This is a genomic window from Paraburkholderia acidicola (assembly GCF_002362315.1).
In the GTDB taxonomy this organism is placed as follows: Bacteria; Pseudomonadota; Gammaproteobacteria; order Burkholderiales; family Burkholderiaceae; genus Paraburkholderia; species Paraburkholderia acidicola.
In genome coordinates this window covers 953,967-966,364 of record NZ_MTZV01000006.1, presented here as the reverse complement: position 1 = coordinate 966,364, position 12,398 = coordinate 953,967, and the positions used below count along the sequence as shown (strand labels likewise).

At 62.4% G+C, this 12,398-nt stretch carries 13 protein-coding genes; 9 read left to right on the top strand and 4 right to left on the bottom strand.

All coding sequences use genetic code 11. The features are described from left to right. Positions 1 to 93: 93 nt before the first annotated feature. Complete coding sequence (locus tag BWP39_RS23115) at positions 94 to 1,128, top strand: substrate-binding domain-containing protein (RefSeq protein WP_096724436.1); 1,035 nt, start codon at positions 94 to 96, stop codon at positions 1,126 to 1,128. A gap of 5 nt (positions 1,129 to 1,133) precedes the next feature. On the opposite strand, the gene BWP39_RS23110 is transcribed toward BWP39_RS23115, so the two are convergent. After that, positions 1,134 to 2,093, bottom strand: coding sequence for an alpha/beta hydrolase (locus BWP39_RS23110; protein WP_096724434.1), 960 nt, complete (start codon positions 2,091 to 2,093; stop codon positions 1,134 to 1,136). Positions 2,094 to 2,300: 207 nt separating this feature from the next. Between BWP39_RS23110 and BWP39_RS23105 the strand changes: the two genes are divergently transcribed. Both BWP39_RS23105 and BWP39_RS23100 read left to right on the top strand, forming a co-directional pair. Then, a complete protein-coding gene (locus tag BWP39_RS23105; protein ID WP_096724432.1) occupies positions 2,301 to 3,206 on the top strand; it encodes an alpha/beta hydrolase in 906 nt (301 codons plus the stop codon). A 36-nt stretch (positions 3,207 to 3,242) separates the two neighbouring features. Further along, positions 3,243 to 5,075: a glycoside hydrolase family 15 protein gene (locus BWP39_RS23100; protein ID WP_096724430.1), complete on the top strand. Its 1,833-nt coding sequence runs from the start codon at positions 3,243 to 3,245 to the stop codon at positions 5,073 to 5,075. A 118-nt stretch (positions 5,076 to 5,193) separates the two neighbouring features. Here the strand turns inward: BWP39_RS23100 and BWP39_RS23095 are convergent, their stop codons facing one another. Continuing rightward, positions 5,194 to 5,502, bottom strand: a complete 309-nt coding sequence (locus BWP39_RS23095) for a DUF4148 domain-containing protein (RefSeq protein WP_096724428.1) — start codon at positions 5,500 to 5,502, stop codon at positions 5,194 to 5,196. A 341-nt stretch (positions 5,503 to 5,843) separates the two neighbouring features. On the opposite strand from BWP39_RS23095, the gene BWP39_RS23090 reads away from it, so the two are divergent. From BWP39_RS23090 to BWP39_RS23070, 5 genes are all read left to right on the top strand, one after another. Beyond that, positions 5,844 to 6,269 carry an OsmC family protein gene (locus BWP39_RS23090; protein ID WP_096726113.1) on the top strand — a complete coding sequence of 142 codons (426 nt, stop codon included), beginning with the start codon at positions 5,844 to 5,846 and terminating at the stop codon, positions 6,267 to 6,269. A 124-nt stretch (positions 6,270 to 6,393) separates the two neighbouring features. Continuing rightward, positions 6,394 to 7,239, top strand: a complete 846-nt coding sequence (locus tag BWP39_RS23085; RefSeq protein WP_096726112.1) for an isocitrate lyase/PEP mutase family protein — start codon at positions 6,394 to 6,396, stop codon at positions 7,237 to 7,239. A 109-nt stretch (positions 7,240 to 7,348) separates the two neighbouring features. After that, entirely contained in the window at positions 7,349 to 7,975 is a 627-nt protein-coding gene (locus BWP39_RS23080; RefSeq protein WP_096724426.1) for a TetR/AcrR family transcriptional regulator, read from the top strand. A gap of 31 nt (positions 7,976 to 8,006) precedes the next feature. Next, positions 8,007 to 9,500, top strand: coding sequence for an MFS transporter (locus tag BWP39_RS23075; protein WP_096724423.1), 1,494 nt, complete (start codon positions 8,007 to 8,009; stop codon positions 9,498 to 9,500). Between the two features lie 457 nt (positions 9,501 to 9,957). Next, positions 9,958 to 10,257: a YodC family protein gene (locus tag BWP39_RS23070; protein WP_096724421.1), complete on the top strand. Its 300-nt coding sequence runs from the start codon at positions 9,958 to 9,960 to the stop codon at positions 10,255 to 10,257. Here the strand turns inward: BWP39_RS23070 and BWP39_RS23065 are convergent. Together BWP39_RS23065 and BWP39_RS23060 are read right to left on the bottom strand one after the other, a co-directional pair. Continuing rightward, positions 10,220 to 10,810, bottom strand: coding sequence for a helix-turn-helix domain-containing protein (locus tag BWP39_RS23065; protein ID WP_207557057.1), 591 nt, complete (start codon positions 10,808 to 10,810; stop codon positions 10,220 to 10,222). The genes BWP39_RS23070 and BWP39_RS23065 overlap by 38 nt on opposite strands. 16 nt (positions 10,811 to 10,826) lie before the next feature. After that, entirely contained in the window at positions 10,827 to 11,366 is a 540-nt protein-coding gene (locus BWP39_RS23060; protein WP_096724417.1) for a lipocalin-like domain-containing protein, read from the bottom strand. Between the two features lie 113 nt (positions 11,367 to 11,479). Between BWP39_RS23060 and BWP39_RS23055 the strand changes: the two genes are divergently transcribed. After that, positions 11,480 to 12,373, top strand: coding sequence for a LysR substrate-binding domain-containing protein (locus tag BWP39_RS23055; protein WP_096724415.1), 894 nt, complete (start codon positions 11,480 to 11,482; stop codon positions 12,371 to 12,373). The last annotated feature ends 25 nt before the right edge of the window (positions 12,374 to 12,398 follow it).

Below are 12,398 nucleotides of genomic sequence, written 5' to 3'. Positions count from 1 at the left end.
CTATGATATCGGGACCATGACGGCGGGCAAGCAGGTGCGCAGTCAGCCAGCCGTCCTACACCCACTACTTGATATACAGCGATCTCTCTCCCTATGTCGAAACGCAAGTACGTTTTGGCCGCCCCTAAAGTCAGCGATGTGGCTCATCAACGGCCAACCATGGAAATGGTCGCCGAGCTGGCTGGCGTGTCGAAAATCACCGTGTCCCGCGCGCTGCGGGATAGCGATCTCGTTCGTCCAGAGGTTCGTGAGCGGATCGCCGAAGTGGCGCGTGAGATTGGGTACCGCCTCAATACGACAGCGCGCAGCCTGCGCACGCAGCGCACGCACACCATCGCGGTCGTGATCGAGAAGCTCGTCGACGGCGACCGGCCGGCCACCGACCCCATCCTGCTGCTGGTGTTGGGTAGCCTGCTGGAATCGCTGGCGGCGATCGATCACGTCATGCTGGTAACAACGAGCGACCTCTTTCTGGCGTCAAACAACGTGTCCGCCGATGGCGTCATCATGCTGGGTCAGGGCGAGCGCGGCGGACGCGCCGCCGAAGTCGCCGCGTGCGGACTGCCTACCGTCATATGGGGGCATGCCGGAGACACGGGGCTGGCGGTAGTGGGCAGCGACAACCGGAAAGGGGGCGAACTGGCCGCGAGTCATCTGCTGGAGATCGGGCGCAAGCGCTTTGTTTTTCTGGGCAATCCAAAGCATCCAGAAGTCGCGAGTCGTCTCGATGGGGTGCGTGGCGTGCTGGCCGAGAGTTCAGCGATGCTCGTCAAGGCGTCCGCATGTGATTTTTCGCGTCCGGCGGGCCAGCGTGTGATAGCGGACCTGCTGGACGACGGCGTGCAGTTCGATGCGGTCATCGCGGCGAGCGACCAGATCGCTGCCGGCGCCTGTGACGCATTGTCTGCACGTGGCGTCGCGATCCCCGGCGCTGTCGCCGTCGTCGGCTACGACGACAGCTCGATTGCCTTGAGCAATGTTCCGCCGCTCACTTCGGTCCGGCAGGACTGGGCCCTTGCCGGACGTGCGTTGGTCGAAGTCGTGTTGAGCCTTATCAACAATCGCGAGTCCGAGGTTCCGGGGCCGCTGCCGGTCGACCTGGTCGTCCGGTCCTCAACGATCGGATAGCAGGACTACGTCAGGTGCATGGCAAAGAAGCGCCCAAGCAGTTCAAACACCTCGCGTGACTCCGGCAACGCGGTATCGACGTGATGCGTATGCCACAGGCCGTCGAATACCACCAGCTCTGCAGGCACGCCCGCCGTGTGCAATCGACGATGCATCGTGAACACCGAACTCGCCGCAAAATCGCGCGTACCGGTCACGAGCAGACTTGGCGGGAAGTGCTCGAGTACAGCCTGACGGTCGCCGGGAGTGACAAGCGGGTCGCCAGGATGCGTGCCTGCCAGGTAGGGCAGTACGGGGCGGGGTGCAGGGATGCCCTGCGCCGCCATCCCGTTCAGATAGCCGGCGACGGCCATTGAGTCTCCGTCCAGGTCCAGCCCGGCCCCATGCAGCATGGCGACCGCGCCGGGCACGGGCGTACCGTCCGCAATGAGTCGCGCGACCACCTGAGCGCTCAGCATCGCGCCTGCCGAACTGCCATAAAGGGCGATACGGGTCGCAGGCCGGTCTTCCAGAAGGGCTTGGTAGCACGCGACGACATTGTCCGTTGCGGCGGGAAACAGGTACTCGGGAGCCAGTCGATAGTCCACTGCGATGACAGTACAACCGGATACCGCGGCGACCGGTATGGCTTCCACCAGCGCGCCAGCGCCGCTGCCCCACATAAACGCTCCGCCATGCAGGCAGATCAGGCGACGCCCGTTATCGGGTTGCCCGAGAGGTGACACGACATCGACGGGCACACTGTTCAGCACCTGTCGTTCCACGCGAGTGGGGTAGAGCTGCTTTGCGATTTCGACACGAGCGTGATTGATCGCGTCGTAGTGCGCGCGAATGGCGGCAATGTCGCCCGGCGGAGTGACGATCCCGGCAACATGCGTCGCAAAGTGCGCTTGCGCTTCCTCGCTGACCCAGCCGGCAAGTGCTGGCGGCTGCAGGTTTTTACCATCGGATGTGGTGTATGACATCGATATCAATTCTCATCACTGGATGCTCGGTAAATTCGAGTGCAGGCATCAGACCATGCTTTGCTTCGTTTGACAATAGCGGGAAACAGGGAGTCTATCGAAGCATCACTGATGCTGGCGAATCGTTGTTCCGGCCTTGACTTCCAGAAATGACATCGATAACATTTCATACGAAATATCGATCTAGAACATGAGCTAGGAGACGGAATGCCCTTAGATCCCGACCTGGCGGCGTTGCTCGATGCAACACCGCCCGTACCGCTAACCCCTGAAGTCATACCCCAGGTTCGTGCCTGGATGCGCGCGCTGGGAGATACCTTTCTTCGTCCTGACGGGGTTGCGACGCAAGACTTTCACGCCGGGAACGTACCTGTCCGTCTTTATCGTCCGGACCATGCGCTGAGCAACCATCTGCTCGTCTTTATCCACGGAGGCGGCTGGTTCCAGGGCGATCTCGATACACATGATGCGATGTGCGCGTGGGTCTCGAAGAAATCGGGCTACCCGGTACTGGCGGTGGGTTACCGGCTCGCGCCGGAGCATCGTTTTCCGGCTGGACTGGATGATTGCGACACGGCCTTTTCCTGGGCAATCAGCCATGCGCAGGAACTTGGGTGCGACCCGGCGTTGATCGCGTTGGGCGGGGAGAGCGCTGGCGCCAACCTGGCTGCAGCGGTCGTTTTGCGCCGCGCGGCGAGAAACGAGTCGCAGCCGCTGTTTCAATGCCTGATCTATCCCCCCACCGACATGCGTCTGACTTCGCCTCTGATACGCGAAGCGAAGTGGCCGGACATTACGCTCGAGAGCGCTCAGTTCATGTGCGCCCAATATGGGCTCGAAGCGGCAGACATCGCTAATCCGGATGTTTCGCCTGCTCTGGCGGAATCCCATCGGTCGCTCGCGCCGGCGATCGTACTGACCGCGGAATACGACTCTCTGCGCGATGACGGCGAAGCTTATGCGCTGCAACTGGCGGCCGCGGGCGTCGAAACACTGGTGCAGCGATTGCCCGGTTTGCCTCACGGGTTCCTGTTTTTCAATCACGATATTCCGGCCATTTCCAACGCATTTAGTGTCGTCGGCGAGATATTGCGCCGCTATGCGCGGTTGTGATCGTTCGCGTCTTCCGGGCTACAAAAGAATACATCCATGGCTAACTTCATCGAAGACTACGCGCTCGTCGGCGACGGACACACCGCAGCGCTGATTTCGCGCGACGGTTCCGTCGACTGGTTGTGCTGGCCTCGTTTCGATTCCGGCGCCTGTTTTGCCGCACTTGTCGGTACGCCCGAGCACGGCCGCTGGCTACTCGCGCCTGCCGACGACGCCAACGTCACAGCGACCACGCGTCGCTACCGCGGCGACACGCTGATTCTCGAAACCGACTATGAAAGCGCCGACGGAGCGGTCACGGTGATCGACTTCATGCCGCCCGATAACGGCTGGTCGGAACTGGTGCGGATCCTCGTTGGCAGACGCGGCGCGATGAAGATGCGCACGGAGCTTGTACTGCGCTTCGACTACGGCTGCTCGATCCCGTGGGTGACGCAGCTGTCGCATGAAACGGGGATGAAGGCGACTGCGGGTCCCGATACTGTGGTGCTGCGCACGCCGGTGCCGCTCTCCGGCGAACACCTGCGTGCGACCGTTGCGGAGTTCACGGTCCACGCGGATGAGCGTGTGCCGTTCGCGCTCGCCTACTCGGCGTCGCATCTGCGCGTGCCGCCTGCGCGCGATCCGCTGTCGTTGCTCGCGCTCACTGAGAACTACTGGCTCGAATGGTCGGAGCGCTGCCAGGTGCAGGGTCGTTACGCATCCGCGGTACGGCGTTCGTTGATCACGTTGAAGGCGCTCACGTACGAACCGACAGGCGGCATCGTCGCCGCGCCGACCACGTCGCTGCCCGAACACATCGGCGGTACGCGCAACTGGGACTACCGTTACTGCTGGCTGCGCGACGCGACGATCACGCTGCTCGCGCTGATGCGCGGCGGCCACTACGACGAGGCGCGCGCGTGGCGTAGCTGGCTCGGTCGTGTCATGGCGGGCTCGCCCGAGCAGATCCAGATCATGTACGGCATCGCGGGCGAGCGTCGGTTGCCCGAGATCGAACTCGACTGGCTACCGGGTTACGAGGAATCGAAGCCGGTGCGGGTCGGCAATGGAGCCGCGAACCAGCTGCAGCTCGACGTGTTCGGCGAGGTGATGGGTGCGCTGCACGTTGCGCGCGTCGGCGGATTGCAGGCCGACGATACGGTCTGGTCGGTGGAGTGCTCGCTACTCGCGCACCTCGAAACGATCTGGCGCGAACCGGACGAAGGGATCTGGGAGACGCGCGGCGGTCGCCGCCATTTCACGTTCTCGAAGGTGATGGCGTGGGTCGCGTTCGACTGCGCGCTGAAGTCCGCCGAGAAGTTCGGCCTGCCCGGACCGCTCGAACGCTGGCGCGCGTTGCGCGACGAGATTCACGCGGATGTGTGCGAGAAGGGATGGAATCCGGCGAAGCAGGCGTTTACGCAGAGCTATGGCAGCGATGAACTCGACGCGAGCATCCTGATGCTGCCGATCGTCGGCTTCCTGCCGCCGTCGGATCCGCGCATCGCGGGCACCGTTGCGGCGATCGAGCGCGAGCTGCTGCACGATGGCCTCGTGCTGCGCTACCGGACGACCGAATACGACGACGGGCTGCCGCCTGGAGAAGGCACGTTCCTCGCCTGCAGCTTCTGGCTCGTCGACAATCTCGCGTTGCTCGGTCGCATCGACGATGCGCATCGGCTGTTCGGGCGTTTGCTGTCGCTGTCGAACGATCTCGGCTTGCTTGCTGAAGAATACGATCCGGTGGCGGGCCGGCTCGTCGGTAATTTTCCGCAGGCGTTCTCGCATGTGGCGCTCGTCCACACGGCGATGAACCTCATGCATCACGAGGACGAAATGGCGCGCGCTGCGGGGCATCCTGTGCACGTCGAAACTGCTGCGGGGTGATCGCGGCGAGTTTATGTACTCACGCCTTCGCCTGTGCGGATGTGAAGAGGGGATGCAACGTGTTCCGTTGCATCCCCTTGTTCATGTGCATGTTGCTGGCTGCCGCTACAGCCGCGGCTCACTGCCCACGATACGTCGCAAAGATCCCTTGATCAGGCGCCGTACGCACGCCCCATTGCGACCGGCTCACTGCCGCGCTGCCAACTGCCGTCTCCCCTTGCGGCGTAACCGAAGCAACTGTCTGAACGTTCGCGGCGTTACGCGGATAGACCGGATCAGGCTGGCTCAGCAGACCCGCCTGTTGCGCTGACACGAGTTCGGCGCGAACCTGCGCGCGCGTAACCGTGCTATCGGATTGCTGCGCGAACGACACAGCAGGCACTGCCAGCGCAGCGGCGACGACAACTGCAGAAATAAGCGACTTCATGGTGACCTCCGATGATCGATTGTTGATCAGACCGGCTCGAATGACGTCACACCGTTGCCTGATCTGTTGCGGCGAGTGTATTTCGTAAGGCAAGCCGCAAAAAGCCGAGATCCGGATATAGATTCTTGCGGGAATTGCATCAATGGCCGGTCCGTGTATCCGCGCGGCGGTCACAACGCTGCATTGAGAACCGCCTATGATGAAGTTCGGTCCACGCCCGCGCCATGTCGTGCGCAGCGTCACGCGATCGATGCCGGTCCGCGGAATCAGGGCGCGGCCGCTGCGGCAGGCATCGATTCAAACGCGTCGTTGTGCAGACACGGTTCCTATTGGAGAGTGAGATGAAGCGCAAGGCATCGGCGGTCTGGCAAGGCGGCCTGCAGGACGGCAAGGGAGCAATTTCCACCGATAGCGGCGTCCTCAAGGACACCCAGTATTCGTTTGCGACTCGCTTCGAGAACGGCATCGGCACCAACCCCGAGGAACTGATTGCAGCGGCCCACGCAGGGTGCTTTTCGATGGCGCTGTCGGCGGAACTGGGCAAGGCCGGTATCAAGCCCGAGCGCATCGGCACGACTGCGACGCTTACGCTCGATAAGGTCGACGGCGGCTTCGCGATTACCGCGGTGCATCTCGATGTCGCGGTGAAGATTCCGGGCGGCGACCAGGCTGCGTTCGAGAAAGCGACCGCCGATGCCAAGGCTGGTTGCCCGGTATCGAAAGTGCTGAAGGCGACCATCACGATGGATGCGAAGCTCGAAACCTGACGCGGCGTTCTACATCGCAGGCGGGCACGGTGCTCGCCTGTTTTCAGCGGCGGCGATGGCGATGCGTGCCCAACCGCACAACCGCGCTCACTCGATCAACCAACCCCTCGATCACGGACTCCAGATGAAATCGCAGGCAGAAAAGGCGCAGGACTTCGCGGCCCTTCATCAGGCCGCTGGCGCATTCGTCATTCCGAACCCATGGGACATCGGCAGCGCGCGGTTGCTCGCCCTTGCCGGCTTCAAGGCGCTCGCGACCAGCAGCGCCGGCTACGCGTTTTCACGCGGTTTGCCGGACAACGCGGTCGGCCGCGACCAGATGATGGTGCATCTCGCCGAGATCGTCGCGGCCACTGACCTGCCGGTCAGCGCGGATCTCGAGAACGGTTTCGGCGACCGCCCCGAAGATGCCGCCGAAACGATTCACCGTGCGGCGGCCGCGGGCGTGGTGGGTGGATCGATCGAGGATTCGATCGGCCGTCCCGACGACCCGCTGTACGCGCACGATCTTGCGGTCGAGCGCGTGCGCGCCGCCGTCGAAGCGGCGCGCAGTCTGCCGTTTCCGTTCACGCTGACGGCGCGCGCTGAAAACTACCTGGTCGGCCGGCCCAATCTCGACGACACGATCCGTCGTCTGCATGCGTATCAGGAAGCCGGCGCCGACGTGCTGTACGCACCGGGACTGAAAACCCGCGACGACATCGCGGCGGTCACCGCGGCACTCGAGCGGCCGGTCAATGTGTTGATGGGACTGCAAGGCAGCCTCTTCAGTCTCGACGAACTGGCCGCACTCGGTGTAAAGCGGGTCAGCGTGGGCGGCTCACTGGCCCGTGCGGCGCTTGGCGCGTTCATGCGCGCCGCGCACGAGATACGCGATCACGGCACGTTCGGTTATTCGGCCGAAGCGGCGAATAACCAGCAGGTCAACGAGCTGTTTGCGACGGCGGCGCGCACCTGGCCCGCGCCGTAACGGGCAGACCGCGGCGTTTCAACGCTCCGACGCACCGATGGCCTACTGAGAGCAGGGTTGATCACCGTTTGGCTTGAATTCTTGAACGTGCAGTCATAAACTTCGGCTCATGAGTCAAGCCACCTCCCCGAAAAAGCCATCCGATGTCTGCGTGCGCGGCCGTCCGCGCGAGTTCGACACGGACAGCGTGCTGACCGAAGCGAGCCACACGTTCTGGCGTCACGGCTACCACGCAACCTCGATCGACGATCTCTGCAAGGCGACCGGCGTACTGCGCGGCAGCCTGTATGGCGTATTCGGCGACAAGCGCGGCATCATGCTCGCCGCGCTCGATCACTACGCCGACGGTTCGATCGCGCGGCTGTGCGAGCGCCTGAATGCCAACCTGCCGCCGGACGAGGCATTGCGCCAGGCCTTGCTGCACCACACGCGGGTGGCGTCGTCGTTGACGGGATTACGGAGCTGCTTCATCACGAATGCCACACTGGAAATGTCGATCGAGGACGCGGAGGTGCGCGAACGAATCGAATCGATCCAGCGGCGCATTGCGACGCTACTCGCCGGGGCCGTGATTCGCGGCCAGGCGAGCGGCGTATTCAACTCCCGGCTCGATGAAAAATCGGTGGCGGATTTTCTGTTGTGCATTACGCAGGGGCTGCGCGTTCTCGGCAAGGTCAAAAGCGATGAGCGCGAGCTCGGAGCCGTCGTGGACATTGCAATGCGCGCGCTCGTCTGAATTTTTTTCACTAATTCTTGAACGGATAGTCATGAATAGCGAATGCGTCAAATCGACGCCGAATGGCGTTGCCGTGCGCGGCACAAGCGCGCCAGTGCACGCCGCGCCAACCGAACTCAGCAAGCTCGCGCTCGGCGTACTGTTCATCGGCGCATTCCTCGCGCCGCTCGATTACTTCATCGTCAATCTCGCGCTGCCGGCGATCCATACCGGCCTCGGCGCCACCGATGCGCAATTGCAACTGATCGTCTCCGCATACGCATCGGCGTACGCCGTGCTGCTGATCACCGGCGGCCGGCTCGGCGATCTGTTCGGCCGGCGCAAGGTGTTTCTCACGGGGATGGCCGGCTTCGTGATTTCGTCCGCGATGTGCGGCTTTGCGACGAGCGGCCACATGCTGGTGCTCGCGCGGATCGTGCAGGGCATTGCGGCCGCGGTGATGGCGCCGCAGGTGCTCGCGACCATCCGTGCTGTCGTACCGGCGCACCGGCAAACGAAGGTGATGAGCATCTACGGTTTCGTGTTCGGTCTGTCGTCGATTGTTGGGCAGCTCGGCGGCGGCGCGTTGATCACCTATCGGCCGTTCGGTCTCGACTGGCGGATCATTTTTCTGCTCAACGTGCCGATCGGCATTCTGGCGTTCCTCGGTACGTGGAAGTTCGTGCCCGAGAATCGTCCGGCGACGAGTACCGGTGTCGATCTGAAAGGTGTGGCGCTGTTGTCGCTGTTGCTGCTGCTCGTCATCTACCCGATGACACATGGACGCGAAGCCGGCTGGCCGTTGTGGACCTTCGCGATGTTTGCGCTCGCGGTGCCCGCGTTCGCATGGTTTGTCGCGACGGAAAAACGCGTCGAGCGAGCCGGCGGTCATCCGCTGGTCGATCTGCTGCTGTTCCGCAATCCGGCGTTTTCGCTGGGGCTGGTGCTCGCGTTCCTGTTCTATTGCAACAGCGCGTTCTTCCTGACCTACGGCATCTATCTGCAAACCGGCCTGCACTGGACATCGCTCGCCTCCGGCATCGCCATCATGCCGTTCGCGATCGGCTTCGTGCTCGGACCGCTGACCTCGCCCGCGGTGGTGCGGTATATCGGCAGTCATGTGCTGACACTCGGCTTCACGCTGCTGGCGGGCGGTTTCGCCGTCACGGGATGGGCCTCGATGCAGGCCGAAGCGCCCGACCTGTTGTTCTATGCCGGTCTCGTGTTCGCGGGTATCGGCCACGGCCTGGTGTTCCCGTCGATCGTGCGCATCGTGCTCGCCGAAGTCGAGCCTGCCAAGGCGGGGCTCGCATCGGGTGTCGTGTCGTCGACCTTGCAGATCGGTTCGGCATTCGGTACCGCGGCGATCAGCGGCGCGTTCTTTGGCGTGCTTGCCGGTCGCTCGACACCGGAGGGCTACGCGCACGCATTCCAGTCGAGCCTCGCGATCAACGCCGTGATGATGGCGATCTGCATCGGGCTGAGCACGTTGCTCGTGCGCCATCAGCGCATCGCGTTGCAGCGAAGCGCACCGGTTGCGGGCTGAATGACCCCATAGGTTGCAAAGCGGCACCGTGCCGGAGCATTAAGGGTAAATACCCAATAATGCTATTGATCTAAAAAAACCGTTAATTCTTGATTTACATCATATTGGCATAAACGAGGAATATGATCGGCATGTTTTGCGCTGGGGAACATTGAGGGAAAGTAAATTCTGCCGCGTTCGAATCGAGGGGGCAAGATATACGCCGACCGGTCGGTTATCCTTTATGGGTAACGATTCGGCCGAAAATGAACCGGGGTCGGGATACACCGTTTCAAACTTCCCGGCCATGGAAACGATATTAATAAAAAGCACTTGCCGAACGGAAATCTGGTTTGTTAGTCTTCGCCAATCTTTAAAAATCCATGCCGGTCGAACGTCTTCGGCAAAGGGTGATTTAAACGACGTGGCGTGTCTGGTATAACGCGCCTCGCGCAACGCTCCAGTAACGGGGATTTCAATGCTTACCGCCGCTCCTAACGCAATCGACGTATCGCTCGCCTTCAAGGTGGGCGATGTCGTCACGCTCAAAACCGGCGGCCCGCGTATGACGGTGACCTACGCGGGTGCGGTCGCGCCGGCACCGGGCGAATGGCTGATCTGCCAGTGGTTCGATGCGCATGGCGAACTGCGTCAGGAGATGTTCGAGCGCGATCGGGTCCAGCCCGAACCGCGTTCGATTCCCGCTGCGGCCGCAAGGCTCGCAGCGGCGCGGCATGGCGCTACAGGAGCCGAGGGCTGCCTGTCCAGACTACGGTAGTTTCCACGGCGCTGCCGTTCGACCAGTGATGCACCTGGTTCGACCGGTAGTACGCCGCATCCCCGGCGTGCAGCACGAGGGTTTCGCTTTCCAGCGAAAGCGTGAGTTCGCCGGCGGTCACAAACAGGGATTCCTCAAGAGCATGAGTCGTGATGGCGGGCTGTTGCGCACCCGCCGGCATCCGCACGAGGATGCTCTGCAACTGCCCATGCGGTAGTGGCGCTGTCAGATGCGCGAACGAACAGGCCGAGCCATCGAGTCCGAAGCATTGCCGCTGCTGCGAACGGGATACGCAGGCGTCCGCGGTGTCGATGAAGTACTGCATCGGCATATCCAGCGCTTCAGCGATTTTCGCGAGCGACCTCACTGAGGGCGTCGTCAGATCCCGCTCGACCTGAGAGAGAAACGAGGTCGACATACCCGCGGCTGTCGCAGTCTGCTCCAGCGTATGGTTGATGATCCTTCGACGCGTGCGAATCCGGGCGCCAAGGCCAGGTGCCAGCAAAGCGGGGGCGAGCGGTGCATTCATAACGGTGGCGATGCGTTGAGTCATTGAAGGACGTAGCGCTTCAGTTCAGATGACGCCAGACGGATATCGGAACGTCGCCATTGGCGCGCGCCGGCACGCGATAGCTCAGTTCACCGTCCTTCAACTCGTAGATGCGGACCTGTTCGGTGCCTTCCCAGTTCGGATACGAGGCCTTGTGGATATGAAAGGTCAGCGCCATGCGCGAACGGTCGTCACTGAGCATGCCGAAATGCGAACTGAGGCCGAGCGCGGCAGCTTTGTATTCGTCCGGCGTCGCGGTATCCCTGTCGCCGGATGCGAACGGCTTGCGTTCGCTGTTGAAGATCTGCAGCGAATAGTGTCCCTGTGCATCGATGAAGAGCATGCCTCTCGGCATCGGGCCGTAGTCGTGCGTGCGCGTGCCGTCTGTGTGCTGCACGTCGGCGCTGACCAGCGTCCAGGTGCCGACAAGGGGAAGGCTGAGCGTACTCATTTCCGCACGGGCAGGTGTCGTCGCGATCATGAGCGATGCCAGCCCGAGCAGCGATACCTGGGCAGCAGTACAACGGATCCAGGAAAAGGAAAAGGCACGGTTTTTCATGGTGAGGAATCCTGTAAATGATCTGGGCGTCAGGCCATGCCCAGAAAATTACGCCAGACGAACAAATAATAAAATACAATTATTCGGTTCATATATATCGGAATAACTGAACTATGGGCCATACCAATCTGGACATGGACGTTCTGCGGACCGTCGTCATCGCCCATCGGCTCGGTAGCTTCAACAGAGCCGCGGAACACATCGGGCGCTCGCAATCGGCGGTCAGCCAGCAGATTCACAAGCTGGAGGAGCAGGTGGGGGTGCCGCTGTTCGTCAAGCAGGGCCGCGGGCTCGTGCCGACCGAAGCGGGCGACGTCATGCTGTCGTACGCGCGGCGCATGCTCGATCTGAATGACGAGGTCGTAGCGACGATTCGCGGGCGGGCCGTGGCCGGTCGCGTGCGCTTCGGCCTGCCGCCCGATTTTGCGGAAGCCTGGTTGCCGGCGGCGCTGGGGCGTTTCAAGCGGGCGCATCCGTCGGTCCTGATCGACGTTGTGGTCGACGCGAACCGGCGGCTACTCGAGCGTCTCGACGGGGAGGAACTGGACCTCGTTCTGGCGCTCGGCAACGATAGCCGCAAGGACGCGGAAGTCGTCGCTGCGCTGCCGTTTGTCTGGATCGGTCCTGCCTCGTCGACCCCGGTCTGGGAGCCGGGCGAGCCTATTCCGATTGTCGCTTTCGAGGCGCCCTGTTTCTTCCGCAAGCGGGCGCTCGACTCGCTGGATCAGGCGGGAATCGCGTGGCGTATCGCATTTACTAGCCCGAGCCTGCATGGCTTATGGGCGGCCATCGAAGCCGGTCTCGGCGTGACGGTGCGTACGCCGTTGGGACTACCCGATCGATTGCGTGTGTGGAATGAGGCCAGCGGTTTGCCACCCATCGTGAGCGGGCCGCTCAGGGCGTGTCTGCATACGCGACATCGCACGCTGGAACCGGCGCTCGCCAAGTTCAAGGACGTCGTGCTGGAGACGATGGTCGATCAACTGGGCGATGCGCTGGCGGCCTGAGGCGTTGAACTGCTACCGGTAGAGG

Excerpts from the sequence above, each read along its gene's own strand:
- BWP39_RS23110 (WP_096724434.1), bottom strand. The coding sequence starts at position 2,093 with ATGTCATACACCACATCCGATGGTAAAAACCTGCAGCCGCCAGCACTT.
- BWP39_RS23060 (WP_096724417.1), bottom strand. The coding sequence starts at position 11,366 with ATGAAAAACCGTGCCTTTTCCTTTTCCTGGATCCGTTGTACTGCTGCC.
- BWP39_RS23100 (WP_096724430.1), top strand. The coding sequence starts at position 3,243 with ATGGCTAACTTCATCGAAGACTACGCGCTCGTCGGCGACGGACACACC.
- BWP39_RS23115 (WP_096724436.1), top strand. The coding sequence starts at position 94 with ATGTCGAAACGCAAGTACGTTTTGGCCGCCCCTAAAGTCAGCGATGTG.
- BWP39_RS23070 (WP_096724421.1), top strand. The coding sequence starts at position 9,958 with ATGCTTACCGCCGCTCCTAACGCAATCGACGTATCGCTCGCCTTCAAG.
- BWP39_RS23055 (WP_096724415.1), top strand. The coding sequence starts at position 11,480 with ATGGGCCATACCAATCTGGACATGGACGTTCTGCGGACCGTCGTCATC.
- BWP39_RS23085 (WP_096726112.1), top strand. The coding sequence starts at position 6,394 with ATGAAATCGCAGGCAGAAAAGGCGCAGGACTTCGCGGCCCTTCATCAG.
- BWP39_RS23095 (WP_096724428.1), bottom strand. The coding sequence starts at position 5,502 with ATGAAGTCGCTTATTTCTGCAGTTGTCGTCGCCGCTGCGCTGGCAGTG.
- BWP39_RS23080 (WP_096724426.1), top strand. The coding sequence starts at position 7,349 with ATGAGTCAAGCCACCTCCCCGAAAAAGCCATCCGATGTCTGCGTGCGC.
- BWP39_RS23075 (WP_096724423.1), top strand. The coding sequence starts at position 8,007 with ATGAATAGCGAATGCGTCAAATCGACGCCGAATGGCGTTGCCGTGCGC.
- BWP39_RS23105 (WP_096724432.1), top strand. The coding sequence starts at position 2,301 with ATGCCCTTAGATCCCGACCTGGCGGCGTTGCTCGATGCAACACCGCCC.
- BWP39_RS23065 (WP_207557057.1), bottom strand. The coding sequence starts at position 10,810 with ATGACTCAACGCATCGCCACCGTTATGAATGCACCGCTCGCCCCCGCT.
- BWP39_RS23090 (WP_096726113.1), top strand. The coding sequence starts at position 5,844 with ATGAAGCGCAAGGCATCGGCGGTCTGGCAAGGCGGCCTGCAGGACGGC.